The organism is Halomonas shengliensis (genome assembly GCF_900104135.1).
Taxonomy (GTDB): Bacteria; Pseudomonadota; Gammaproteobacteria; order Pseudomonadales; family Halomonadaceae; genus Halomonas; species Halomonas shengliensis.
In genome coordinates this window covers 266,121-290,501 of the sequence record NZ_FNIV01000003.1, presented here as the reverse complement: position 1 = coordinate 290,501, position 24,381 = coordinate 266,121, and the positions used below count along the sequence as shown (strand labels likewise).

Below are 24,381 nucleotides of genomic sequence, written 5' to 3'. Positions count from 1 at the left end.
CACACGGCAGAGCTGGTAATATGCATCGCCGTGAGCCGGAGGGATGGCAGAGCGGTTGAATGCACCGGTCTTGAAAACCGGCAAGGGTTAACGCCCTTCCAGGGTTCGAATCCCTGTCCCTCCGCCACTTCTTCAAGAAAACCAGCCCCTTGCGGCTGGTTTTCGCGTTTATGCACCATCCTACCCCACCTTGGCGAGGCGACTTGCCAGCCTCGAGTCGAGCTCGCAGAGTAGAGGCATCCCCGCCGCCGAGAGTCGACCATGCCGAATACCGACGCCTCCAACGTCCCGTCCCGCCCTATCCCGGCGGTCTCCACCGCGCTGCTCTGGAACGAGCATATCCTGATGGTGCGTCGCGCCCATGCCCCCAACGCCGGTCGCCTGGCCCTGCCGGGCGGCAAGGTGGAACCCGGCGAGACCCTCCAGGCGGCGGCGAAGCGTGAGCTTCTCGAGGAGACGGGGCTGCGCGCCGAGGCCGGCGAGGTGGTCACCGCGATCGACCTCTTCGACCATGAGGCGGACGGCAGCCTGCGCAGCCATTACGTGATCATCGTGCTGCGCATGGCCTGGCAGGGGGGCGTGGAGGGCGCCGCCAGCGATGCCACCGAGCTGGTGTGGCTGGATCGTGACGGCCTCGAGGCGGCAGGCAGCGACGTCTGCAGCACCGCGGCGCGGGTGGCCGAGGCCCTTCTGGAGGAGGCCGCAGGGAAGAATCAGCGTTGAGTCCTGCCGGGTCAGGCTCTTGCGCGGGGAACTTCGAGGCGGCATCCTAGGTCAATTGGCACGATCTACCAACGACAGGGAGCAACGGTTCAATGGCCTATCAAGAGTCACATGTGACCCGCCAGGAGACCCAGACCCGGGTTGCCAGTACCAACAAGGTGCTGCGCAACACCTATGGCCTGCTGGCCATGACACTGCTCTTCTCGGCAGTGACCGCCGGTGCCGCTATGGCGATGGGCATCGAGCGCATGAACATCCTCGTGTTCTTCATCGGCGCTTACGGTCTGATGTTCCTGGTCCACAAGACCGCCCACTCCGCCATGGGCCTGCTGACGACCTTCGCCTTCACCGGCTTCATGGGCTTCACCCTGGGGCCGATCCTCAACGCCTACCTGGCACTGCCCAATGGCGCGGCCCTGGTGATGAACGCCCTGGCCATGACCGGCCTGACCTTTATCGGCCTCTCCGCCGTGGCGCTGATCACCAAGAAGGATTTCAGCTTCCTGGCCAACTTCCTGATGGCCGGTGCCATCGTGCTGATCCTGGCCATGTTGGCGGGCATTTTCTTCCAGATTCCCGCCCTGATGCTGATGGTGTCAGCCGGCTTCGTGCTGTTCTCCTCGGCGGCGATCCTCTACCAGACCAGCGAGATCGTTCACCGGGCCGGTGAGACCAACTACATCCTTGCCACCGTCACCCTCTATGTGTCGATCTACAACCTCTTTGTCAGCCTGCTCTCCCTGCTGGGCATCATGAGCAGCGACTGACGATCGACCTCGATCGTGATGATCCGGCTGGCCCCGCCTCGGCGGGGCCAGCCTGTTTGCAGGCCACTTCCGCAGGAGACCCCGGATGCGCTATGCCATCCTGCTGCTCGCGGCCCCCTACAGCCACCAGGCATCTCACTCGGCGCTGCGCTTCGCTCGAGCGCTGCTGGCGAGAGGGCATACCCTCGAGGGGGTGTTCTTCTACCATGAGGGCGTGCATAACGCCGCGCGCCTGGCGGCGCCGCCCCAAGACGAGCCCCATCTCGTCGACGGCTGGGCGGCCCTCGGCGAGGCCCATGGGGTGCCCCTTCAGGTCTGCATCGCCGCCGCCCTGCGCCGCGGCCTGCTCGACGAGCGCGAGGCTCGCCGCCATGGCAAGCAGGGCGCCAGCGTCGAGGCTCCGTTCGAGCTCACGGGGCTCGGCCAGTTGGTCGACCTGGGACTGCGCTGCGACCGCCTGATCACCTTCGGACCCTAGGAGCCCAGCGATGCACGACGAGACGCACCACGGCGACCTGCTGGTGATCCTGCGCCACGCGCCCCACGGCTCGAGCTGGCTGCGTGAGGGGCTGGATGCGGCCCTGGTGGCGGCGGCCTTCGAGCGACGCGTGACGCTGCTCTTCCTGGGTGAAGGCGCGCTGGCACTGCTCGAAGGGCAGGGTGTGGGACCAATGGGGCAGAAGGGCACGGCACCGACCCTGGCCATGCTGGAGATGTATGATATCGACCGGCTACTGGTGGAGGAGAGGGCGCTTCGCGACTATGGCCTCGATGCGTCGATGCTGCTCCTGCCGGCACGCCCCGTGGGTGCCACCGAGATGGCCGAGGAGCTGGCCGCCCACTCCCTGGTACTTAACTTCTGACGAGTCGACCATGCTGCTGCATATACTCAATCGCGCACCGGACACGCCTGCCTGCCGCCAGGCGCTATCGGCCTTGGGGCCCGCGGATCGCCTGTTGCTGATCGAGGACGGAGTGATCGGGGCCTTGCCGGCTCAGCGTGCCGCCTTCCCGGGGGTGGAAGGGCGTCTGTACGCCCTGCATGAGGACCTGGAGGCGCGTGGGCTGCTCGGTCGTCACGCCGATGGCATCCAGGTCGTGGACGTCGAGGGCTTCGTGGCCCTGACCGAAGCGTGTGAGCGCACGGTGAGCTGGTACTGATGGCGAGCACAGAAATATACCGTTATCTCTCTGTGGCAGAAACCCAAATCCCTCTGGACCCTGAGGGCTACCTCGTCAACAGGCACGACTGGTCCGAGACCGTCGCCGAGGCGCTTGCCGCCGAGGAGGGCATCGCCCTCACCGAGGCGCACTGGGAGGTGATCCGGGTATTGCGCGACTTCTATGCACGCTTCGAGCAGGCCCCCGCCATGCGCCCCCTGGTCAAGGCGGTGGGCCAGGCGCTGGGGCCGGAGAAGGGGCGCTCGATCCATCTGATGCGCCTCTTCCCGGGAAGTCCTGCCAAGGTAGGGGCTCGCCTGGCGGGGCTGCCCAAGCCCACCAACTGCCTGTGAGGCGCCGGTGAACTTCCTGGCCCATGCCTGGCTTGCCCGCGGCGGGGATGACGACTTCCTCTACGGCAACCTGATCGCCGATGGGGTGAAGGGCAGTGACCTGAGTGACTGGCCCATGGGGGTGGCGTGTGGCATCCGTCACCATCGGCGCGTCGATGCCTATGTCGACGGCCACCCCGTCACTCGGCAGATCCTGACGCGCTCACCGCCCGGCGGGCGTCGGGTGATGGGCATCGCCCTGGATCTGGTGTGGGACCACTTCGTGGCCCGGGAGCTGATCTTGCATGACGCCGGGGATCGTCTGGTGGAGCGCACCTACCGTCTGCTGGCGGCGCGCTCGGCACCCGCTCGCCTCGCCCCCATGGTGCCGCCGCTGGTCGAGCAGGACTGGCTGCGTCGCTACGCCGACTTCCCCTTCACCTGCCGTGCCATCGACGGCATCGGCCGACGCCTCACCGGCCCCAACCGCCTCGCCGAGCTGCTGCCCTGGCTGGAGGCGGAGTATTCCGCCCTGGAGGGCGAGTTTCACCGGCTATGGGTGTCGGTACGCCAGGAGTTGGAGGTTTCTCCCACGCCCGGCGCAGGGTGATACTAGCCGACGCCTCCGAGCCATAGGCAGGTCACGGGGTCGCCGGGCGTCACCTCGCTATCGGCGGGAATCACCGCCAGGGCATCGGCCTCGATGCAGGAGGAGAGCACCGCCGAGTTCTGGTCCTCGAAGGCCCGGGCCCTTGGCCCCTCCGCCTCGAAGGTGAGGGTGACGCGCATGTAGTGGGCGCGTGGACCGGTGCGGGTCGCGAAGTCGGCCCGGGCGGGCACCTCGGGCAGTTGTGCCAGGGCTGGGCAGCCCAGCAGGGCGCCCACCAGTGGCCTGAGGAACAGCCAGGCGCCCACGAAACTCGATACCGGGTTGCCCGGCAGGCCCACGAAGCGCGCTTCACCGCCGCCTGCACGCGGCAGTCGCCCCAGGGCGAGGGGCTTGCCCGGACGGATCGCCAGGCGCCACAGGTCAAGGCGCCCCAGCGCCTCGACGGCAGCCTTGATGTGATCCTCCTCGCCGACGCTGACACCCCCGGTGGTGACCACGACATCCGCCGCCTGAGCGGCCTCGGCCAGGATCCGCCGGGTGGCGGCGGCGTCATCGGGAATCGATGCCATCATCACCGGCTCGGCACCGAAGCGCTCCAGCAGGCGGCGCAGCATGGGACGGTTGGAGTTGTAGAGCTGGCCCGGCGCCAGGGGCCGACCGGGGTCGACGATCTCGTCGCCGGTGGAGAGTAGGGCGAGGCGAGGGCGGCGACGAACCGCGACTTCGGTGATCCCCTGGCCGGCGAGATGCCCGAGGGCCGCAGCCTCCAGCCGTGTGCCGGCCTCCAGCACCGCCGCGCCGGACGCCACGTCACGGCCGCGTCGGCGCACGTTATCGCCGGCCGGCACGCCCTCGGGTATCCAAGCCGTCGTGCCCTCGACCTCGACCCGCTCCTGCATTACCACGCAGTCGGCCCCGGGCGGGATCTCACCGCCGGTGAAGATCCGCGCGCAGCTCCCGGGTGCCAGGGGGCGTGCCGGGGTGCCGGCGGCGATGCGCTGGCTGATGGGGAGCCGGCCGCCGGCGTCGCGATGGTCCAGGGCGTAGCCGTCCATGGCGCTGTTGTCGAAGCCGGGCACGTCGAGGCGGGCGGTCACGGTCTCGCCCAGCACCCGGCCGGCGGCCTGTTCCAGCGGCAGGGTCTCGTTGTCGAGCGCCTCCACCTCCGCCAGCAGTGCGGCCAGGGCCGCCGAGACCGGCTTGAGCTCACCCCCCTTGTCCCCCCTTGCCTTATCCATGCTGGCCTCGCGCCGGGATCATCGGGTTGGCCTGATGGTAGCGAGAGCCGCAGGGCGTGTGACGGGTTTTCCTTATGTCAGGCATGCTGGCCTCGCTCCGGGATCACCAGGTTGGCGAAGTTGCAGGGCTTGTGTCGGCTGTCCAGCTGCTCGGCGAGGATGCCATCCCAGGCGGTGCGGCAGGCACCGGTGGAGCCGGGCAGGCAGAACAGCACGGTGGCGTTGGCCAGCCCGCCCAGGCAGCGGCTCTGCACCGTGGAGCTGCCGATCTCCTGCCAGCTCAGCTGGCGAAACAGCTCGCCGAAGCCCTCGATGCGCTTGTCCAGCAGCACCGAGACCGCCTCTGGCGTGGAGTCGCGGCCGGTGAAGCCGGTACCGCCGGTGGTCAGCACCACCTGGATCTTGGGGTCGGCGATCCAGGCTGCCACCACCGCCCGGATGCGGTAGACGTCGTCGGGCACGATGCGCTTCTCGGCGAGGCGATGGCCGGCGGCGGTAAGGCGCTCGACCAGCGCCTCGCCGCTGCGGTCCGTGGCCTCGGTGCGGGTGTCGGAGATGGTCAGCACCGCAATGGTGAGGGGGATCATCGGCTCGTTCATGCTTGCCCGCGCTCCTGCTTGGCGGCCTGGCGCGCCGCGAAGGCGGCCTGCTGCTCGGGGCTAGCTTCCTGCTGGTACTGCTCCTTCCATTGGGCATAGGGCATGCCGTAGACATGTTCCCGGGCCGTCTCGTAGTCGAGCTCGGCGCCGCGCTCCTCGGCGGCGCTCACCAGCCACTTGGAAAGGCAGTTGCGGCAGAAGTCGGCCAGGATCATCAGGTCGATGTTCTGGACCTCCTTGTGCTCGTCCAGGTGGCGCAGCAGGCGGCGGAAGGCGGCCGCCTCGAGTTCGGTGCGTGTCGCGTCGTCCAGGTGCTGCATGGGGTCACTCCCTCGGATGGTTTTCGGCCAGCATAACAAAAGACACCGCCCGCAGGCGGTGTCGAGTGGGGCAGAGGATTAACGCTAGCTGGAGCCCTGTGGCGAGGAACCGGAAGGCCCCTTCGCCTGCGCGATCTGCTCCTCGGGCACCGCGCTCTCCTTGACCTCCTCGTACCACAGGTTGTGGTGTTCCTTGGCCCAGGTCTCGTCGACGTAGCCCGTAGTCATCCCTTCCAGTGACCCCTCGGTGCCGACGGTGCCGATGTAGATGTGACCCAAGGCCACGGCGGTCAGGCCCAGGGCCCCCACGGCGTGAATGATGTTGGCCCACTGCATGGTGTCGCGCGCCTGGCCGTAGTTGGGGAAGTCCAGCACGAAGCCGCTGACAATGACCGCCAGGCCGGCGGTGGCCAGCAGCCAGTACCAGACCTTCTCGCCGCCGTTGGCGAAGCCGGCATCGGGATGCCCCTTGCCCACCAGGCCGCCGCCCTTGGCGAACCACTGCAGATCGTGGGCCTTGGGGATGTTGTGGCTGAGCAGGCGAAGCAGCAGGATCACCAGCAGGATGCCGAACAGCGGTCCCAGGTAGTTGTGGATCAGCTTGGTACCCGACATCATCGCCGCCCAGGCCCCGTCGCCGAACAGCGGACGCAGCAGCGTCTTGCCATAGGCCAGGTTGAGTCCGGTGAGGGCCAGCAGGATGAACAGCGTCGCCACCGTCCAGTGCAGGGAGCGCACGACCAGTGACCAGCGCAGCAGCTTGCGGCCGGTACGTGGCTCGTCGAGCTTCTTGCGTCCCACCAGCAGGTAGAAGAGCGCGATCGCCGCGATCATGCCCAGCACCGCGATCGCCCCGAACGGGGAGATCCAGCGCTCGCGGATCTGCCGCCAGGTCTCGCCGCTCGCGTTCACCAGGTTATAGGTGCTCTCGGCCCGGGAGTCCCGGTAGTTGGGGCCTGTCTCGCCGGCCTTGACCTGTCGCCACAGGTCGGCGTCCACGGCGGGGACAGCGAAGGCTGCCTCGCGACCAGGATCGGCCTGCTGCGCCAGGGCGCCCTGGGAGAGGGCCAGCCCCAGCGCCAGCATCAGCGCGAGTAGGCCCAGCCGCCAGAGCGACCGCCATTGCATGGTATGGCTCATGGGATCACCTCCTCAGCCCTGCTGGCTGGCGTCATAGGCCAGCGAGTCAGCATCGGCGCGGGGGTTGCCGGACCAGCCGCCATCCTTGTGGCCGCGCTGGACCACCCGCTGGCGGAAGATGTCGGCCACCTCCTGGGCGTCGCCGGCCAGCAGCGCCTTGGTGGAGCACATCTCGGCGCACAGCGGCAGCTTGCCCTCGGCGATGCGGTTGGCACCGTACTTCTGGTACTCCTCCTCCTTGGTCTCGGCGGGGCCGCCGGCACAGAAGGTGCACTTGTCCATTTTGCCGCGCTCGCCGAAGGCGTTCTGCTGCGGGAACTGTGGCGCGCCGAAGGGGCAGGCGTAGAGGCAGTAGCCGCAGCCGATACAGAGATCCTTGTCGTGCAGCACGATGCCGTCATCGCGCTGAAACAAGGTTTCGGTCGGGCATACAGCGATACAGGGGGCATCGTCGCAGTGCATGCAGGCGACGGAGATCGAGACCTCCTCCGGCTCGCCGTCGTTGAGGGTCACCACCCGGCGGCGCTGGATCCCCCATTCCACCTCATTGGCGTTCTTGCAGGCGGTGACGCAGCCGTTGCACTCGATGCAGCGCTCCGCGTCGCACATGAATTTCATCGTGGCCATGGTTGTCTCCTTGTCGCGGTGCGGGACGCGCCCGCACCGCGTGTCTGGTCAGGCGTCAGGCGCGCTCGATGCGGCACAGGGTGCACTTGGTTTCCTGCATCTGCGTCACGCTGTCGTAGCCGTAGGTGGTGGCGGTGTTGGCCGCTTCGCCCAGCACGTAGGGCGCCGAACCGTCAGGGTAGACGTCGTGCAGGCTCTCGCCCTGGAACATGCCACCGAAGTGGAAGGGCATGAACACCACCTCACGGGCGACCCGCGGGGTGACCAGCGCCTTGACCCGCACTCGACCACCCTCGGCCCCCTCGACCCAGACGTCGTCGCCTTCGGTGATGCCCAGGTCGTTGGCGAGGGCCGGGTTGATCTCGACGAACATCTCCTGCTGCAGCTCGGCCAGCCACGACATGGAGCGGGTCTCCTCGCCGCCGCCCTCGTACTCCACCAGGCGCCCGGAGGTGAGGATGATGGGGTAACGGTCTGTCACATCCTGCTGCTGGATACTCCAGTAGAGCGTGGGCAGGCGGTAGTGGGAGGCGACGTCGTCCCAGGTGCGGTACTCCTCCACCAGGTCTCGGCGGCTGGTGTAGAGCGGCTCGCGGTGCTTGGGGATCGGGTCCGGGAAGGTCCAGACGTTGCAGCGTGCCTTGGCATTGCCGAAGGGCGCACACTCGTGGGCGATGGCCACGCGCTGGATGCCGCCGGAGAGGTCGGTCTTCCAGTTCTTGCCCTCGGCCTCGGCCTTCTCCTCCTCGGTCAGGTCCTCCCACCAGCCCAGGTCCTTGAGCATGTCGGCGGTGAACTCGGGATAGCCATCCTCGAGCTCGGACCCCGCGCTGTAGGAGCCGTCGGAGAGGATGTTCTCGCCCTCGTGCTCGATGCCGAAGCGGGCTCGGAAGGTAAGGCCGCCCTCGGAAACCTTCTTGCTGGTGTCGTAGAGGATCGGGGTGCCCGGGTGGCCCATCTCGGCGGTGCCCCAGCAGGGCCAGGGCAGTCCGTAGTAGTCACCGTCGGCGGGGCCACCCTCGGCTCTGAGGTCACGGAAGCTGAAGGTATGCCAGTTCTGCTGGTGCGCCTTGAGCCGCTCCGGGCTCTGGCCGGTATAGCCCACGGTCCACATGCCGGCGTTGAACTCGCGGGTGATATCCTCGATCAGCGGCTCGGTGCCGTTGACCGCGATGTTCCTGAACAGCTGGTCGGCGAAGCCCAGCTTGCGCGAGAGCAGGTACATGATCTCGTGGTCGGGCTTGGACTCGAACAGCGGGTCGATCACCTTGTCACGCCACTGGATGGAGCGGTTGGTGGCGGTGACGCTGCCATAGGTCTCGAACTGGGTCGCCGCCGGCAGCAGGTAGACGCCATCCTGGCGGCCGTGCATCACCCCCGCCACGGTGGGGTAGGGGTCGACGATGACCATCATCTCCAGCTGTTGCATCGCCTTCTGCATCTCGGGGCCGCGGGTCTGGGAGTTGACCGCATGCCCCCAGTAGAACATCGCCTTGAGGCTGGTGCGCTGGGTGATGTTCTCGTCATCCTCCAGCACCCCGTCGACCCAGCGCGACACCGTGATGCCGTTGGTGTACATCGGCTGGCCATCCGAGTACTCGGTCTGGTCGAAGCGGCCCTTCAGCCACTCGTAGTCGAGGTCCCAGACCCGCGCCCAGTGCTTCCAGGCACCCTCGGACAGGCCGTAGTAGCCGGGCAGCGAGTGGGACATCAGCCCCAGGTCGGTGGCGCCCTGGACGTTGTCGTGGCCGCGGAAGATGTTGGCCCCGCCGCCGGACTTGCCGATATTGCCCAGCGCCAGCTCCAGGATGCAGTAGGCGCGGGTGTTGTTGTTGCCGGTGGTGTGCTGGGTGCCGCCCATGCACCAGACGATGCAGCCCGGGCGGTTGTCGGCCAGGCGTTTCGCGGTGTCGTACATCTGTGCCTCGGGCACGCCGGTGACGCGCTCCACCTCCTCGGGCGGGAAGTTGGCCACCTCGGCGCGTACTTCGTCCATGGCGTAGACGCGCTGGTTGATGTACTCGCTGTCCTCCCAGCCGTTGGCGAAGATGTGCCACAGCAGGCCCCAGATGAAGGCCACGTCGGAGCCCGGGCGGATGCGCACGTAGCTGTCGGCCTTGGCGGCGGTGCGGGTGAAGCGCGGGTCGACGACGATGATCTGCGCCTGGCTGCGCTCCTTGGCCAGCAGGATGTGCTGCATGGCCACCGGGTGCGCCTCGCTGGGGTTGGAGCCGATGAACATGATGGCGCGGCTGTTCTGGAGGTCGTTGAGCGAGTTGGTCATCGCCCCGTAGCCCCAGGTGTTGGCCACGCCGGCCACGGTGGTGGAGTGGCAGATGCGTGCCTGGTGGTCGGTGTTGTTGGTGCCGGCCAGGGCGGCGAACTTGCGCAGCAGGTAGGCCTGCTCATTGTTAAACTTGGCCGAGCCCAACCAGTAGATGCTGTCGGGGCCATGCTGCTCGGTGAGCTCGAGGACCTTGTCGCCGATCTCCTCGATGGCCTCCTCCCAGCTCAGCCGCTGCCACTCGCCCCCCACCAGCTTCATGGGGTACTTGAGGCGGCGGCTGGAGTGGCCGTGCTGACGCAGCGAGGCGCCCTTGGCGCAGTGGGCACCCCGGTTGATCGGATGGTCGAAGGCCGGCTCCTGCTTGGTCCAGATCCCTTCCTGAACCTCGGCATAGACGCCGCAGCCCACCGAGCAGTGGGAGCAGACGGTCCGCTTGGTCTCCACCGGTGCGTCGGAGTAGGCGGTCTTCTCGGCCGCCTCGGCGCGCCGCATCATCGGTGAGCCCATGAAGCCGGCGGCCGCCAGGCCGCCGGTGGTCGCGCCGCTGCGCTTGAGGAACTGGCGGCGAGAAATCCCCAGGCCCTCGGGCCGCTGGGACGCTGTCTTACGTGTCAGGCGCATGTCATTTCTCCTCGCTAGCGGCCGTCAGTCACGCAGGGTGGCGTAGAAGGCGCGGACATGGTCGGTTTCGCGGTAGTGGGTGTCGGCCTTCTCGGTCGGTGCCGCCTTGGGGGTGTCGGCCTGCACCAGGGTGACGTGGCCGACCGCGGCGGCGGCGCCGGCGGCCGCGGTGCCGGCCCCCAGGGTCTTCAGGAAACGCCGGCGTTGCGGATTGCGAGTCGTGCGCATGGGATGGGTCTCCTCTCTCATTCTTTTATGGCCGCCAGTCGGCCTCGTTCTGGTGTTGTTGTGTTGTGGTGCTTGCCGCAGGCCCTCAGGGCTCGAGGATCCTGACCGGCGAGCGCTCGGCCTCGGCTTCCAGGCGGGCGCGCTCGCGGGCGATGAAGGCATTTCCCAGCTCTCCTGTTCGAGCATAGAAGGCCGTGTCCACTCGAGCCAGATCGTCCAGACAACGCTGAGTCCATGGTGCCAGGTGGGTCATGAAGAAGCGGGCGCCCTCCGCGGAGCCCTCGTCGACCAGCATGGCCATCACCTCGAACAGGGCGGCCAGGTGATCCTCGGGGTCGTGGCTCGATTCGCTGCGCTCGAAGCCGAGCCGGCGCAGGTCGTGGCGCAGCTCCACCAGGGCCTGATCCATCAGCTCGCCGTTGCGGTACCAGGAGGCATAGGGGGTGATCTCGCCCTGGATCACGCCGACCAGGTGGCGGAAGTGAGCGCGCTCGAGCGCCTCGCGATCGGCCTCGGCGGCGGCCTGGGCAAGCGACGTCAGGGCCTGGCTCACCGGGTCCTGACCCGGGTCCACCTCGAGCCCGGCCAGCCAGTCGAGCAGGTCGGCGTCCGCCGGTTCGCGCACCAGCCGGGCGAGCAGGCGGTAGAGGTCGGCGCGCAGCGCCTCCTGCTCGTCCAGACCCGCCTGGCTGGCGGCGTCATCCGGGAGTATCTGCTGGCTCATGGCGTCATACCTTCAGTTGGGAGTCGGGATCACGGGCCATGGTCTGCCACACATCCTTGACCCGGCAGTCCTCGCACATCTCCAGGCGTGCGGCCGCATCGCCGGCGAAGTAGGGGTGATCGGCAAGCTTGGCCTTGATGCTGGCGATGGTGCCTGCGCTGGCGAAGGGCTTGCCGCAGCGGATGCAGCAGAATGGCGCCTCCTCGTGGCAGACGCGCCGCTCGGTGCGCGCGGCGTCGGCCAGGAAGCCCGGGTGCAGGCGGATGGCATCCTCCGGGCAGGCCTCCACGCAGAGCCCGCACTGCACGCAGTCCGCCTCGCGATAGCTCAGCATGGGCGTGTCGTCGCCCGCGGCCAGGGCCGGGGTAGGGCAGTTGCTGACGCAGGCGAAGCAGAGGGTGCAGGCCGCCTGGTTCACCACGATCCCCCCGTAGGGGGCAGCCGCCGGCAGGGCGTGGCGCGCCCCGTCCGGCTCGCCCAGCTCGGCGAGCCGGGCCAGCACGGCATTGAGGCGCTCGCGCTTGCTGCCCTGGGGCAGGGCGAGGGGTGCCTCGCCGAGCGGCAGCGACGCGGGCAGGGCATCGCGGGCCGTCGTGTCTCCGCGCTGGATCGTCCGGATGCGGCCTGGCGAGTGACCCAGCGCCGCCAGCAGCCCGTGGGCCTGGGCCAGCTGGTCGTCGATGAAGGCGGCCAGGGTCGGCGGCAGGTCGAGATGCAGCTGGACGCGCACCTCGGCGGCGCCCGCCGCCAGGGCGGTGAGCCACTGGTCATGGCCGGCGTTGCCGAGCTCCTCCAGGGGCACGTCGAGCAGGTGACCGGCCGGGGCGTCGCTCTCGGCCTCCTGGTCGCCGGCCTCGATGAAGCGCAGCACCGGCAGGTGACCGCCCGCCTGGCGGTAGGCGTCGAGGCGCTGAATCAGCGCCTCCTGCTGGCGTGCCGGTTCGGGCAGGCGGAACTGGATGGCCCCGGTGGGGCAGGCGCTGGAGCAGCTGCCCACCCCCTGGCAGCGGTAGGGATCGATCTCGATACGCGACTCGATGCGCCCCTGGTGACTGGAGATGGCGTCGGCGGGACATACCTCCAGGCAACGGGTGCAGCCGAGGTTGCCCGAGGCGGAGTGGGCGCAGAGGTCGGGGTTGATCTGGAAGTAGCGGGGCTTGTCGAACTCCCCCACCAGCTCGGCAAACTCGGCCAGGGCGGTGTCGCGTTCCGGGCTATCCCAATGCAGGTGGCGATAGCCCGGGGGTGGCAGCTCTAGGGCCAGGGTGGGCGAGCGGCCGAGGTCGAGGACCAGGTCGGCGTGGCGACGCCCCAGCAGCGCCAGCGTCAGGTTCAACGGGCCTTCGTCGCCCTCCAGGCCCACGGCGAAGCGTCCCAGGTAACCCTCGATACGCAGGGTGGCGCGCTGGACGGCGGTAAGCGTCCGGCAGGGCAGGTGGCGGGTGCTGGCCAGCAGCGCCTCGACGTCAGCGTCGTCGGCGTCGGCCTCGGTGGGCTCGGTGATCAGCAGGGCGATGGCGGCGAGTCCACTGTCGGCCAGGGCGGCCGCGGCCCGGTGCACGGCGAGCTCGTCGCCCAGCAGCAGCGTATGGCCCGCGCTCTCGTAGGTGACGCTGGCGGGGGCCAGGTTGACCGGCCAGGAGACGCGACGGCGCGCGGCTTCACGCGCGGCCCGATTGGTGGCGTCATCCACGGTCACGGCATCGATGGGAGATGTCATGCGTCCTCACGGTTCACGGTGCGTATGGCGTGTTGTCGTTGTCGTATTGTCTTGTGCGCAACTTTGAATAATATATCAGTCTTTTACGGTTTTTCCCTCTTGTCCAACACTCCCTTGGTCTAAGGGGCACGACGCCTGGGCCTCCTCCTCGTCGGTCGCGGAAGCCGACGCGACGTCCCGGGTCTCGCGCTCCCGAGACTCGTCGTCGGCGTGTGCGGCGGGCTGGTCTCGTTCCGCGGCCGCCGGCTTCTGGTCGTCCTGGGTCTGAACCTGAGCGTCATCGCTATCGGGCTCGGATCGGGTCCAGCGGCGCAGCTGGTCGGCGAGGTCACGGGCCAGGGGCTTGAGCGCCTCGCGGTAGTTCTCGTCGTAGTCGTCGAGGCCGTCACGCAGACCGTAGCCGCCGGTGGACCACAGTCGGCGCAGGGCGCGGCGGCGCAGCTGGCTACTGACCCCCTTGACCAGGTAGGCGGAGAAGTCGGCATCCGCGGGCAGGCTGTCGGGGTCCGGCAGGGTGGCGTCGAGGCTGCCGGGAGCCGGCTCCGCGTCGACGGCCTCCGTGGAAGAGGCGTCGGCGGCGGGGCGCTCGGCCTCTCGCGCTTGCTGAAGCTCTTCCTGCAGCGCCTCGACCGGTTCGTCGCCTTCCTGGCCGAGCTTGCGCCGTGACCAGCGTTCGAAACGGCTCATGGGGCCAGCTCCCGGGCGCGACCCGCGCCCTTGCGCTTCTTCTTGCGTCCCTCTTCCGGTGCCTCACCGTGGCGGGCGAGGTAGCCTTCGATCCAGACCTGGATGGCTACCGGCATCGCCACATCCAGCACCTGCTGCTCGCCATCCATCCAGCTGGCGGCGACGTCCTGGCTGGCGGTGATCGCCGAGGGCACGGCGGCCTGGCCGGCATCGCCGCAGCGCACGAAGAGTCGCGGATGGTCGGAGGTGAGGTTGAAGCGGTAGGCGGCACGCTCGGTCAGGGTGAGCTGCAGCGTCAGGGAGCAGGGGCCGGCGTCGCCGGGGACCAAGTCGCGAATGACCGGGCGGCGTGAGACGAAGCCCTTGATGCGGGTGCGCTCCTCGCCCAGGGTCAGGCTGAGGGTGCGGCGATTGTCGGGGAGTGACATGATGAGGCCTTCGACATGAATGACTGCGACACGCCCATTCAACCCCCGCAGCCCCCCGCTGCGCAATCAACGCCGCACAGGAGCCCGCCAGGATGCCAGCGATCAGCCTCAGCCGTGCCCGCCTGCCCGCGACCCTGGAGATCGAGGTGCTCGACGAATTCGGCGACCCTCGACGCCAGGCTATCGCCGCCGAACGCCCACTGACCCTCTATCTCAACAAGCGCGAGATCGTCACCCTGATGACGCTGGGTGCCGACCCGGAGGCGCTGGTGGTGGGCTACCTGCGCAACCAGGGGCTGCTTTCTCGTCTCGAGGACCTCGAGGCGGTCCACGTGGACTGGGAGGTGGAGGCGGCCGCGGTGGTAACACGCCACTTGCCCGATGACCTGGAGGAGCGCCTGGGGCATCGCACCGTGACCACCGGCTGCGGCCAGGGCACGGTGTTCGGGCGACTCCTCGAGGCGGTGCCGCGCCAGGCCCTTCCCGATACTCCGGTGCGCCAGTCGGTGCTCTATGCGCTGCTGGAGAACCTGGGTGCCTACAACGAGACCTATCGCAGCGCCGGCGCCGTGCATGGCTGTGCGCTGTGCCGCCAGGAGACGGTGCTCGACTTCGTGGAGGACGTGGGGCGGCACAACGCCGTGGATACCCTGGCGGGGCGCCAGTGGCTTGGCGAGAGCGAGACCGGCGGGGCGGATATCTTCTACACCACCGGCCGGCTCACCTCGGAGATGGTGATCAAGGTGGCCCAGATGGGGATCGGGGTGCTGGTGTCGCGCTCCGGGGTGACCCAGAAGGGGGTCGAGCTGGCGGAGCGCTTCGGCGTCATGCTGGTGGCGCGGGCCAAGGGGCGTCACTTCCAGGCGATCCATGCCGAGGGACGGTTGACCCTGGACGCGATCCCGACCCGCCGTCCCGGGGAGCGACGCCGCGAGAAGGCCTGATCAGGCCGCCTCGCCCCGGGTACAGACCGACAGCACCACGGCATCCTCGCGGCTGGTGGAGACCAGGGCGTGGCCCATGTCGCTGTCGAAGTAGATGCTGTCGCCGCTCTCGAGCCGGAGCGGCTCGTAGAACTCGGTGTAGAGCAGGATCTCCCCCTCCAGCACCATCAGGAACTCCTCGCCGTCATGGCGCACCCACTCGCTGAACTCCTCGAAGCGCCGTGCCCGCACGATGGTCTTGAAGGGGATCATGCGCTTCTGGGCCAGCTCGCAGCTGAGCAGTTCGTGCTCGTAGGTGGGCGTGGGGTGAAGCTCCCCCTGGCCGCGCCGGGTGAGGTCACGCCGGCCGTTTGTGCGGGCCTGCTGGCGGGGCGGTGAGAGCAGCTGTGGCAGGTCGATGCCGAGTCCCGCGATCAGCTTCTGGACTGCGGTGAAGGTCGGCGAGATCTGGTCGTTCTCGATCTTCGACAGCGTCGAGCGGGCGAGGCCGGTGCGCTGGCTGACGTCCTCGAGGGTCCACTGGTGGGCGAGGCGGATCTCGCGCAGGCGCTCGCCCAGTCGCAGCGGCTCCACGAAGGGCTTGCGCCCGGAGGCGATGCGCAGGGCGGCGTCCTGATCGGTGGTGGCGGTCATGGCGGCGTGTTCACTATAGGAAACAGGTTTCCTGCAGCTTAACACGCCGGCCGGCCAGCAGCACCTCGCTGCCGATCCATGATCAACCGGCGCGGCCCTGCGGTGCTGGCGGTGGTGCCTGGGGCGCCGGGTTCGGTACCGGTCTGAAGGCCAGGTTTCCCGGGGTCATGAAACGCCGTCGCCGAAGGGCAGCCCCAGCAGCGCCTTGACATGGGCATCCACGCAGCGCCCCAGCGACTCCAGGTGGTAGCCCCCCTCCAGCACCGAGACCAGGCGGCCATCGGCGTAGAGCTCGGCGATCTCCAGGGCCATGTGGGTGACCCAGTGGAAGTCCTCGTCCTCCAGGTTGAGCTCGGCCATCTCGTCCTCGCGGTGGGCATCGAAGCCCGAGGAGAGGAGCACCAGCTCGGGCTTGAAGCGGTGCAGCGCGGGCAGCCAGTCATCCTCGATCGCCTGGCGGAAGGCGGCGCTGTCGGTGCCGGCGGAGAGCGGGGTGTTGACCACGTTCTGCCACTCGCTGCGAAGGTAGCGCCAGGGATAGAAGGGGAACTGGAAACTGGTGCACACCAGCACCTCGGGGTCGTCCTTGAAGATGTCGATGGTGCCGTTGCACTGGTGGACATCGAAGTCGAGGATGGCGATGCGCCTGGCGCCGTACTTGTCCCGGGCATGGGCGGCGCCCACGGCGACGTTGTTGTAGAAGCAGAAACCCATGGCGTCGGTGGCCTCGGCGTGGTGGCCGGGGGGGCGCACCGCGCAGAAGACGTTGTCGGCCTGCCGCCGGAACACCTGGTCGACCCCGCGGATCACCGCCCCGGCCGCGACCCTTGCGGCCCTGAGGCTGTCCGGGTTCATCATGGTGTCACTGTCCAGGGTGATGATGCCCGCCTCGGGAACACACTTGTCCAGGGCGCGCAGGTGGCGCAGGGGGTGGACGCGGGCCAGCTCCTCCTCGGTCGCGGGGCGCGCCTCGGACTGCATGGTCTGCTGCAGGGTGCCGGAGAGCGACAGGCGAGCGCGGATCGCCTCCAGGCGCAGTGGGCTCTCCGGGTGCTCCGGCCCCATGTGGTGCAGGTGACAGTCGGGATGAGTGATATAACCGGTGATCATGGGGCCTCCGTGCTGACTGGCATCACTTTACGTCGGCCCCGCCCTTGCCAGACAGTGTCAATAGGTCGTACACAGTAGGCAGCCCATTCACGCCAGCATCCCGGGAGATCGCCTTGAGCACCCGCTTCCTGCGTCACTTCTTCGAACCTCGCACCATCGCCGTGATCGGCGCCTCGGAAAAGTCGGACTCGCTCGGCGGCATGGTGATCCGCAACCTGCTCGAGGGCGAGTTCCCCGGCACCCTCTGGGCGGTGAACCCAAAGGGTTACGACAGCGTGCACGGCCAGGCGGCCTTCTCCCGGGTCTCCCAGCTGCCCGAGGTGCCGGACCTGGCGGTGATCTGCTCGCCCGTCGCCACGGTGCCGGGGCGCATCGCCCGGCTGGGCAGCTTCGGCTGTCGTGCCGCCCTGGTGCTCTCCGGCGGCTCGCACCTCGACGAGGCGCGCGACGGCAAGGCCTCCATCCGCAGCCGCATGCTAGATGCCGCCAGGGCTTCCGGCATCCGTGTGCTGGGCCCGGAATGCATGGGGCTGATCGTGCCCGGGAGGCGGCTCAACGCCTCCTACGCCAACCAGACCATCAAGCGCGGCAAGGTCGCCTACCTCGGCCAGTCGGGGATGCTGGGCACGGCGATGATCGACTGGGCCGCAGGGCGCGGGGTGGGCTTCTCGCACCTGATCACCCTGGGCGACAGCGTCGACGTGATGCTTCCCGACTTGCTGGACTACATCAACCAGTACTCCCCCACCCAGGCGATCCTGCTGCACCTGGAGAAGGTGATGGACGCCCAGCACTTCATGACCGCGCTGCGCGACGCCTCTCGCAACCGCCTGGTGCTGGCGATCAAGAGCGGACGCACGCCGCAGTCCGACCTCACTGGTCTGCCGCCGACCCCGGGCATCGCCAACCGCGACCAGGTGTTCGACGCCGCCTTCTCGCGGGCCGGTGTGGTGCGGGTCCACGACTCCGACGAACTGTTCGACGCGCTGATGACGCTGTCGCGCATGAAGCCGCTGCGCGGTGACCGCCTGGCGATCGTCTCCAACGGCCTGGGGCCGGCGATGCTGGCCATCGACAAGCTGATCCACGCCGGCGGCAAGCTGGCCGACTTCAGCGAGGAGACCCGCGACGCCCTGAACCGCGGCAACTTCGACATGAGCAAGCCCGGCGAGAATCCGGTGGACCTGGGCGGTAATGCCACCCCGGAGAAGCTGGTGGACGCCCTGGAGATCGTCGCCGCCGACCCGGGCGTGGATGCCGTGCTGGTGGTGCATGCGCCGACGCGGCTGGCCCCCTCCAAGGTGACTGCCCAGGCGCTGGTGGCCAACCGCAAGCGCTTCCGGCGCAACCTGCTGACCAGCTTCATGGGGCTGGAGGAGGCCTTCTCGGCCCGCCACGAGTGCAACCTTGCCGGGATCCCCACCTATGTCTCCCCCGAGCAGGCGGTCAAAGCCTTCATGCACATGGTGGACTACCAGCGGGTCCAGGCGCTGCTCCAGGAGACGCCGCCCAGCCTGCCGTTCTCCACCACCCGGGAGATCCGTGCCCGCTGTCGCAAGCTGATCGAGACGGTCAAGGCGGAAGGGCGCGAGACCCTGACCCACTCCGAGACCGCGCGGGTGCTCGAGGCCTATGGCATCGCCGTGGCGCCCAGCCGCTACGTGGCGACGCCGGAGGAGGGTGCCGAGGCCGCCGCGGCCTTCGAGGGCGCCATGGCCCTCAAGGTGATCCACGAGGGCAACTGTCGCCCCTTCCGCTACCGCAAGCACCCGCATCGCCTCTCCGCCGGCCTGCTGCAGGACCTGCGTACCCCCGAGCAGGTGGCCGAGGGCGTCACCCTGCTCGGCGACAAGGTGGCGGAGAAGTACCCCGCCTTCGAAGTGCGCGAGTACTGCCTGCAGCCGATGCAGCGGGGCAAGCACTCGATGCAGGTGTGCGCCGGCATCACCCGCGATCCCGTGTTCGGCCCCGTCATCGTGTTCGGTATCGGCGGCTACAAGGTCAATATCCTGGCCGACCGCCAGGTGGCGCTGCCGCCGCTCAACATGCGCCTGGCCGAGGACATGGTGGAACGCACCCACGTCGCACGGCTGATCCACGAGCACTCCGGCGACCCCCACCGCGACATCGACCGCCTCTGCCAGCTGCTGGTCAAGCTGTCGCAGATGGCAAGCGACCTGGTGGAGTTGCGCGGGCTGGAGATCAACCCGCTGCTGCTCAACCGCGACGAGATGGTGGCGGTGGACTTCGCCATGGACCTGGGCCAGCCGGCGCGCTTCGCCATCCTGCCCTACCCGGAGGAGCTGCGCGAGTGGGTCACCCTGAAGAACGGCTGGGAGGTGGAGGTGCGCCCGATCCGCGCCGAGGATGCCCCGCTGATTACCCGCTTCCACGAGCAGCTCTCCGAGGAGAGCATCCGCTTCCGCTACTTCCACAACAAGGCGGACCTCACCCAGCGTGACCTCTCGATCCTCTCCCATATCAACTACGACCGGCAGATGGCCTTCATCGCCGAGCACCTGCGGGAGGACGGCGGCAAGGAGATGCTGGGGGTGGTGCGCGTCTGGAACGATCCCGACAACATCCGCACCGAGTTCTCGGTCATCATCCGCGACGACCTCCAGGGGCTGGGGATCGGCAGCCTGCTGATGAACAAGATGATCGACTACTGCCGCAGCATCGGCACCCTGGAAATGATCGGCAAGATCATGGTGGACAACCACCCGATGCGCGCACTGATGAAGCACCTGGGCTTCAGGCAGCGCTACAACATGGAGGAGCAGGTGGTGGATGCGGTGCTCCGGCTCAACGAGCCCGAGAGCGAGTGGCAGCGTCACCGCTTGGAGAGCCTGCCCGACTGACGGGGCGCCCGCGCCCCTGGCTGAACGACACAGGCCCCGCCTCGGCGGGGCCTGTGTCGTGGTGTGGGTACCCCGGGCGGGATCAGGGCGCCAGGCGGAAGTGGTGCCAGTGGCCGTCGCGGCGCTCATAGCGGATGCGGTCGTGGAGCCGGCTGGGCTGGCCCTGCCAGAACTCGATCATCTCCGGCAGCACCCGGTAGCCGCCCCAGTGCACCGGACGGGGGATCTCCTGGCCCTCGTAGGCCTGCTCGAAGCGGCTCTGGCGCTCCTCGATCCAAGTGCGATCGGGGATCACCACGCTCTGGGTGGCGATCCAGGCGCCCAGCTGGCTGGCCCGCGGTCGGCTGGCGAAGTAGCTGTCCGACTCCTCGTCGCTGACCTGCTCGACACGTCCCTCGACGCGCACCTGGCGCGACAGCGACGGCCACCAGAACACCAGGGAGGCATGCGGTACGTTGGTCAGCTCGCTGCCCTTGTGGCTGTGGTAGTTGGTGTAGAAGACGAACCCCTGCTCGTCGACGCCCTTGAGCAGCACTACCCGCGCATGGGGCAGGCCCTGGCTGTCGACGGTGGCCAGCGTCATGGCGTTGCCGTCGAGCCCCTCACTGTCCAGCGCCAGGGTCAGCCACTCCTCGAACAGCGGCATCGGATCCTCGGTGACCTGGGCCTCGTCGAGCTGGCCGCCCTCGTAGTCACGGCGAATATCGGCAATCTTGCGTGTCATCGTCCATTGCTCTCCTGGAAATTACTGTGCATGGTCGCCGCTCCGGCGCCGCAGCTCAACACCTCTTTATGATCGACGTCAGGTTTTTTGACGCTGAGCTTAGGCCGTGTCGCGGGGCCTCAGCCCCACCAGCCGAGCTGTACCATCGCCATATAGGCGCCGGTGCCGGCGATGATCGAGAGCAGGGCGTTGCGGCGCCACAGGTGCAGGACGACCACCAGCAGCGAGGCGAGGATCATCGGCCAGCCGTCGGCTCCGGCATTGAGCCGGCCGTCCAGCAGCGGGCGGAAGTCGCGCAGCGCATAGATCACCAGGATCATCATCACCGCGGGGGGCAGGTAGCGCCCCAGGTGCAGGATCAACGGGTGGTCGGCATGCCGGGCCAGGGCGACGAAGGGGATCACCCGGGTGGCGAAGGTGGCCAGGGCGCAGACGGCGATGAACAGCAGAAGGGAAGGAGTGCTCATGCGCTCACCTCCCGGCGGCGGGTGTGGTGGAAGTGCAGCAGAAGCACCAGGGTCGCCGCCCCGATCGCGCCCAGCAGCAGGTGGCGGTCGGGCAACAGCAGCAGGGCACCGAGCCCTGTGGCGAGCGCGATGACGAAGGGCAGCCCCTGGCGCAGGCGTCGTGCCTGCTCCAGGGTCAGCACGATGAACAGCGCCGTCAGGGCGAACTCGATCCCCTGGCTGTTGAAGTCCAGGGTGGTGCCGATCAGCACCCCGGCGATGGAGCCCAGCACCCACCACCCCTGGTTGAGCAGGGTGACCCGGAAGGCCAGGGCCTGGTCGCCGGCGCGTTCGGCGGGCAGGGTGGTGATCAGCGAGTAGGTCTCGTCGGTGAGGGCGAAGATCAGGTAAGGCTTGCGCCATCCCGCGCCCTGGAAGCGCTTGAGCAGCGATAGCCCGTAGAAGAGGTGGCGCGAGTTGAGCATCAGGGTGGCCACGGCCAGCTCCACCAGCCCGGCGCCGGCGGCCAGCAGCGCCACCGCCAGGAACTGGCCGGCGCCGGCGTAGATCACCAGCGACATCAGCACCGCCGCCCACCACGGCACGCCGACCTCGATGGCGAGGATGCCGTAGGCGGCCCCCAGGGGGAGATAACCGAACATCACGGGGAGGGTCAGCAGCCCGGCTTCCTTCCAGGCGTGGGGCAATGACACGGTGGTAGACTCCTTGTGGGTCGATGGGCATTGAGGCGCCCCGAGCCCTTCATGGTAAGCCAGAATCACCGTCTTGGCAGCCATGCTCGCGACGATCATCTGACTAGCGCAGGGAGGCAGGATGAAACGACTGCTCGTGTGGGATATTCCGGTTCGGCTCTTCCACTGGGCCCTGGTCGGGCTGGTGGCGCTCTCCTTCTACACCATGAAGACCGAGGGGGCCCCCTTCGTCTTCCCCACCGACATCCATGCCCGCGCCGGCTACCTGCTGCTGGGCCTGCTGCTGTTTCGCTGGCTGTGGGGGCTGGTGGGCAGCTTCCATGCCCGCTTCGCCAGCTTCCTGCGCTCGCCGCGGACCATGCTCGACTACGCTCGCGCGATGCGGCGCGGCCGCCCGCCGGCCTATGCCGGGCATAACCCGCTGGGCGGCGCCATGGTGCTGGTGATGCTGCTGTCGCTGAGCGTGCAGGCGGTAAGCGGGCTGTTCATGAGCGACGACATCTTCTTCAACGCGCCGCTGAAGGGCTGGGTGGATGACGACACCGCCTCGCTGATTCAGTCGATCCACCACCTCAACGCTAACCTGATCCTCGTGCTGGTGGCCGGCCACCTGCTGGCCCTGGTGGTGCACCGCCTCAAGGGTGAGCGACTGGTCGGTGCCATGTTCAGCGGCCGCAAGACGCTGGAGGAGCTCCCTCGGGACGAGCCCGAGGAAGGTGCGCAGCGGCGGGTGGCGAGCCTGTGGCTTGCCCTGGTGCTGGCGGGGATCAGCCTGCTGCCCGTGGTGTGGTTGTGGCAGGCATGACCCGGTTGCGGCAGCCATGACGACGACGGGGTGGCCGGTGGCCACCCCGTCCTGCCTGGCGACGCCGTCGCTTATTCGGCGCGGTAGTTGTCGTGGCAGCCCTTGCAGCTGTTGGCCACGGCGCCTACCTGCTTGCGCAGGGCGGCGAACTCCTCGCCGTCATCGACCATCTGCGCCAGGGTGTTGGCCTCCTCGATGAAGGTGTCGCGACGCTCGTGGAAGCCCTCCCAGTCATCGCCGATCTTGGCCAGGGCCTCGGTCTCCACGCCGTGGCCGTCATCGCGCAGGGTACCCTCCATGAACCCCTCCCAGGGCAGCGGGGCGGCCGCGGCCAGGTTGGCGGCCTTGGTGGCGAACACCTCGGCGTCATAGTCGATCTCGCCCTGGGCCATGGCCCCCATGGGGCCGAGCTGCCAGGCCAGCACCCGCAGCGCGGACTGGCGGTACTCGATGGCCTCGTCGGGCTCGGCGGCCTGGGTGGCAAAGGGCAGAGCCAGGGCGGCGGAGAGCCCCAGGGCGAGCAGGGGGCGCAGGGTCACGGTCATCACGTACTCCTTTCGTCGGTCTGTCGTCGGCGTGTCGATGGTTGGCTTGATCCCGTTGACGTCCTCCTCTCCCTCAGCTTCTCAGGAAGCTGAGGGAGGGGATTCCTACGGCGCTCAGGCGCGGCATTGAGCCACTCCCAAGTCGCTTCGGTGGGTTCCTGCTGCTGGCGGCCTTACCGCACCACTCACTTCACAGGCTAGCCGGGCGTGCCCCGCCCTTAACACATTGATGGCGCCGACATGATCGGCGTTGGCCTGGTAGCCACATTCGACGCAGGCGAAGCGTTCCTGGCTGCGCCGGTTCTCCGCGGCCACATGGCCGCATTCGGGACAGGTCCGGCTGGTGTTGTGCGGTGGCACAACAACCAGATGCGCCCCGCGCCAGGCCAGCTTGTAGTCGAGCTGGCGGCGAAACTCGAACCAGCCCTGGTCGAGGATCGAGCGGTTGAGACCGGACTTCTGACGGATGTGGCGGCCGGGTTGCTCGACAGTGCCTCTGGCTGAGCGCGACATGTTGCCCACCTGCAAGTCTTCCAGCACCACGAGCGCGTGGTTTTGGCTGATCGTGGCGGAAGCCTTGTGCAGGGTGTCGCGCCGGACATTGGCGATGCGAGACTGAACCTTCTGGACGCGGACCTTGGCCTTCTTCCAGTTGTTGCTGAACTTGACCTTGCGGCTCATGGCTTGCTGCGCCTTTCGCAGCGCCGCCTGGTGCTTTCTGAAACTGTTGAGGGGTGCCAGGTAGCTGCCATCAGAGAGCGTCGCGAACCGCGCCACGCCCATATCGATGCCCACGGCACCGCCAGTCGGCGCCGTCACCGCGACCTCCCGCTCGGTCTGGATCGACACGAACCATCGGCCCGCCGACTGGCTGACCGTTACGTTCTTGACCGCTCCCAGTACCTCGCGGCTCTTGCGGAAGCGCAACCAGCCGAGCTTGGGCAGGTACAGCCGACGATTGCCCTGGTCGAGCTTGATCTGTTTCGGATCGGGATAGCGGAAGCTGTCGCGGAGCCCCTTCTTCTTGAAGCGCGGAAAATCGGCCCGCTTGGCGAAGAAGTTGGCGTAGGCACGCTCCAGATCCTTCAGCGACTGCTGAAGGGGGTGGATCGGGCCGTCCTTGAGCCACAGCGTGTCATCGCTGTTGCGCCAGCCGGTGAGTTCCTTGCACAGGGCCGCATACCCCAGCTTCTTCTCACCGACCTCATACCGTTCTTTCTGTAGCGCCAGCCCTCGATTGAACACGAATCGTGCCATGCCGGCGAACTGGCGCATCTTGCGCACCTGCTCCCCATTGGGCATCAGTTCGTATTTGAAGGCTTGGAGGCGTTTCACAAAGCACCATTAACTGTCTGTATGTCCAGCATTATAGGGCGCCTGCGGCGCCC

Annotated in this window: 28 protein-coding genes and 1 tRNA gene; 11 read left to right on the top strand and 18 right to left on the bottom strand. The window is 68.1% G+C overall.

Annotated elements, in window-relative coordinates:
- Positions 1–37 precede the first annotated feature (37 nt).
- The 8 genes from BLP95_RS06380 (at position 38) to BLP95_RS06345 (ending at position 3,593) form a co-directional block, all read left to right on the top strand.
- Positions 38–127, top strand: a tRNA-Ser gene (locus BLP95_RS06380).
- Between the two features lie 134 nt (positions 128–261).
- On the top strand, positions 262–723 hold the full coding sequence (locus tag BLP95_RS06375) for an NUDIX hydrolase (RefSeq protein WP_089677561.1): 462 nt from the start codon (positions 262–264) through the stop codon (positions 721–723).
- Between the two features lie 92 nt (positions 724–815).
- The gene (locus BLP95_RS06370) at positions 816–1,490 is read left to right on the top strand and encodes a Bax inhibitor-1/YccA family protein (RefSeq protein WP_089677560.1); all 675 of its coding nucleotides are present in this window, start codon (positions 816–818) and stop codon (positions 1,488–1,490) included.
- 85 nt (positions 1,491–1,575) lie between these two features.
- Entirely contained in the window at positions 1,576–1,968 is a 393-nt protein-coding gene (tusD, locus tag BLP95_RS06365; RefSeq protein WP_089677559.1) for a sulfurtransferase complex subunit TusD, read from the top strand.
- 10 nt (positions 1,969–1,978) lie between these two features.
- Positions 1,979–2,353, top strand: a complete 375-nt coding sequence (tusC, locus tag BLP95_RS06360) for a sulfurtransferase complex subunit TusC (RefSeq protein ID WP_089677558.1) — start codon at positions 1,979–1,981, stop codon at positions 2,351–2,353.
- Positions 2,354–2,363: 10 nt separating this feature from the next.
- Complete coding sequence (gene tusB / locus BLP95_RS06355) at positions 2,364–2,651, top strand: sulfurtransferase complex subunit TusB (RefSeq protein ID WP_089677557.1); 288 nt, start codon at positions 2,364–2,366, stop codon at positions 2,649–2,651.
- The gene (locus tag BLP95_RS06350) at positions 2,651–3,004 is read left to right on the top strand and encodes a TusE/DsrC/DsvC family sulfur relay protein (RefSeq protein ID WP_089677556.1); all 354 of its coding nucleotides are present in this window, start codon (positions 2,651–2,653) and stop codon (positions 3,002–3,004) included. Before tusB ends, BLP95_RS06350 begins: the two co-directional genes overlap by 1 nt.
- Positions 3,005–3,011: 7 nt before the next feature.
- Positions 3,012–3,593, top strand: a complete 582-nt coding sequence (locus BLP95_RS06345) for an acyl carrier protein phosphodiesterase (protein WP_089677555.1) — start codon at positions 3,012–3,014, stop codon at positions 3,591–3,593.
- Positions 3,594–3,595: 2 nt separating this feature from the next.
- Here BLP95_RS06345 and BLP95_RS06340 read toward each other — a convergent pair whose 3' ends face one another.
- The 11 genes from BLP95_RS06340 to BLP95_RS06290 form a co-directional block, all read right to left on the bottom strand.
- Positions 3,596–4,831 (bottom strand): molybdopterin molybdotransferase MoeA, encoded by a 1,236-nt coding sequence (locus BLP95_RS06340; protein WP_089677554.1) that lies wholly within the window; start codon positions 4,829–4,831, stop codon positions 3,596–3,598.
- Between the two features lie 77 nt (positions 4,832–4,908).
- Positions 4,909–5,430 carry a molybdenum cofactor biosynthesis protein B gene (gene moaB, locus BLP95_RS06335; protein ID WP_089677553.1) on the bottom strand — a complete coding sequence of 174 codons (522 nt, stop codon included), beginning with the start codon at positions 5,428–5,430 and terminating at the stop codon, positions 4,909–4,911.
- Complete coding sequence (locus BLP95_RS06330; RefSeq protein ID WP_089677552.1) at positions 5,427–5,750, bottom strand: DUF1244 domain-containing protein; 324 nt, start codon at positions 5,748–5,750, stop codon at positions 5,427–5,429. The genes moaB and BLP95_RS06330 overlap by 4 nt, the downstream gene beginning before the upstream one ends.
- Before the next feature lie 84 nt (positions 5,751–5,834).
- On the bottom strand, positions 5,835–6,890 hold the full coding sequence (locus BLP95_RS06325; RefSeq protein ID WP_089677551.1) for a formate dehydrogenase subunit gamma: 1,056 nt from the start codon (positions 6,888–6,890) through the stop codon (positions 5,835–5,837).
- Positions 6,891–6,902: 12 nt separating this feature from the next.
- The gene (gene fdh3B, locus BLP95_RS06320) at positions 6,903–7,517 is read right to left on the bottom strand and encodes a formate dehydrogenase FDH3 subunit beta (RefSeq protein ID WP_023005457.1); all 615 of its coding nucleotides are present in this window, start codon (positions 7,515–7,517) and stop codon (positions 6,903–6,905) included.
- Positions 7,518–7,572: 55 nt separating this feature from the next.
- On the bottom strand, positions 7,573–10,425 hold the full coding sequence (locus BLP95_RS06315) for a molybdopterin-dependent oxidoreductase (RefSeq protein ID WP_089677550.1): 2,853 nt from the start codon (positions 10,423–10,425) through the stop codon (positions 7,573–7,575).
- Positions 10,426–10,449: 24 nt separating this feature from the next.
- Entirely contained in the window at positions 10,450–10,653 is a 204-nt protein-coding gene (locus BLP95_RS06310; protein ID WP_023005459.1) for a twin-arginine translocation signal domain-containing protein, read from the bottom strand.
- Positions 10,654–10,738: 85 nt separating this feature from the next.
- A complete protein-coding gene (locus BLP95_RS06305) occupies positions 10,739–11,377 on the bottom strand; it encodes a TorD/DmsD family molecular chaperone (RefSeq protein ID WP_089677549.1) in 639 nt (212 codons plus the stop codon).
- Positions 11,378–11,381: 4 nt separating this feature from the next.
- Positions 11,382–13,097 (bottom strand): 4Fe-4S binding protein, encoded by a 1,716-nt coding sequence (locus BLP95_RS06300; protein WP_089677548.1) that lies wholly within the window; start codon positions 13,095–13,097, stop codon positions 11,382–11,384.
- Positions 13,098–13,172: 75 nt separating this feature from the next.
- The gene (locus BLP95_RS06295) at positions 13,173–13,784 is read right to left on the bottom strand and encodes a DUF3306 domain-containing protein (protein ID WP_089677547.1); all 612 of its coding nucleotides are present in this window, start codon (positions 13,782–13,784) and stop codon (positions 13,173–13,175) included.
- Positions 13,781–14,212, bottom strand: coding sequence for a DUF3305 domain-containing protein (locus tag BLP95_RS06290; protein WP_089677546.1), 432 nt, complete (start codon positions 14,210–14,212; stop codon positions 13,781–13,783). Before BLP95_RS06290 ends, BLP95_RS06295 begins: the two co-directional genes overlap by 4 nt.
- 92 nt (positions 14,213–14,304) lie before the next feature.
- Here BLP95_RS06290 and BLP95_RS06285 point away from each other — a divergent pair, with 92 nt between their 5' ends.
- Positions 14,305–15,156, top strand: coding sequence for a formate dehydrogenase accessory sulfurtransferase FdhD (locus BLP95_RS06285; RefSeq protein ID WP_089677545.1), 852 nt, complete (start codon positions 14,305–14,307; stop codon positions 15,154–15,156).
- Here BLP95_RS06285 and BLP95_RS06280 read toward each other — a convergent pair whose 3' ends face one another.
- Both BLP95_RS06280 and BLP95_RS06275 read right to left on the bottom strand, forming a co-directional pair.
- On the bottom strand, positions 15,157–15,789 hold the full coding sequence (locus BLP95_RS06280; protein ID WP_089677544.1) for a helix-turn-helix domain-containing protein: 633 nt from the start codon (positions 15,787–15,789) through the stop codon (positions 15,157–15,159).
- A 165-nt stretch (positions 15,790–15,954) separates the two neighbouring features.
- Entirely contained in the window at positions 15,955–16,899 is a 945-nt protein-coding gene (locus BLP95_RS06275) for a histone deacetylase family protein (protein WP_089677543.1), read from the bottom strand.
- Between the two features lie 113 nt (positions 16,900–17,012).
- Here BLP95_RS06275 and BLP95_RS06270 point away from each other — a divergent pair, with 113 nt between their 5' ends.
- Entirely contained in the window at positions 17,013–19,760 is a 2,748-nt protein-coding gene (locus tag BLP95_RS06270; protein ID WP_089677542.1) for a bifunctional acetate--CoA ligase family protein/GNAT family N-acetyltransferase, read from the top strand.
- A gap of 82 nt (positions 19,761–19,842) precedes the next feature.
- Here the strand turns inward: BLP95_RS06270 and pdxH are convergent, their stop codons facing one another.
- The 3 genes from pdxH to BLP95_RS06255 all read right to left on the bottom strand — a co-directional run bounded on the left by pdxH (position 19,843) and on the right by BLP95_RS06255 (position 21,643).
- Positions 19,843–20,484 carry a pyridoxamine 5'-phosphate oxidase gene (pdxH, locus tag BLP95_RS06265; protein WP_089677541.1) on the bottom strand — a complete coding sequence of 214 codons (642 nt, stop codon included), beginning with the start codon at positions 20,482–20,484 and terminating at the stop codon, positions 19,843–19,845.
- 119 nt (positions 20,485–20,603) lie between these two features.
- Positions 20,604–20,951: a branched-chain amino acid transporter permease gene (locus BLP95_RS06260; protein WP_089677540.1), complete on the bottom strand. Its 348-nt coding sequence runs from the start codon at positions 20,949–20,951 to the stop codon at positions 20,604–20,606.
- Positions 20,948–21,643, bottom strand: coding sequence for an AzlC family ABC transporter permease (locus BLP95_RS06255; protein ID WP_245678696.1), 696 nt, complete (start codon positions 21,641–21,643; stop codon positions 20,948–20,950). The genes BLP95_RS06260 and BLP95_RS06255 overlap by 4 nt, the downstream gene beginning before the upstream one ends.
- A gap of 121 nt (positions 21,644–21,764) precedes the next feature.
- On the opposite strand from BLP95_RS06255, the gene BLP95_RS06250 reads away from it, so the two are divergent.
- A complete protein-coding gene (locus BLP95_RS06250) occupies positions 21,765–22,448 on the top strand; it encodes a cytochrome b/b6 domain-containing protein (protein ID WP_089677539.1) in 684 nt (227 codons plus the stop codon).
- A 71-nt stretch (positions 22,449–22,519) separates the two neighbouring features.
- Here the strand turns inward: BLP95_RS06250 and BLP95_RS06245 are convergent, their stop codons facing one another.
- A complete protein-coding gene (locus BLP95_RS06245) occupies positions 22,520–22,993 on the bottom strand; it encodes a c-type cytochrome (protein ID WP_089677538.1) in 474 nt (157 codons plus the stop codon).
- 114 nt (positions 22,994–23,107) lie between these two features.
- A complete protein-coding gene (locus BLP95_RS06240) occupies positions 23,108–24,328 on the bottom strand; it encodes an RNA-guided endonuclease InsQ/TnpB family protein (protein ID WP_089677537.1) in 1,221 nt (406 codons plus the stop codon).
- Between the last annotated feature and the right edge of the window lie 53 nt (positions 24,329–24,381).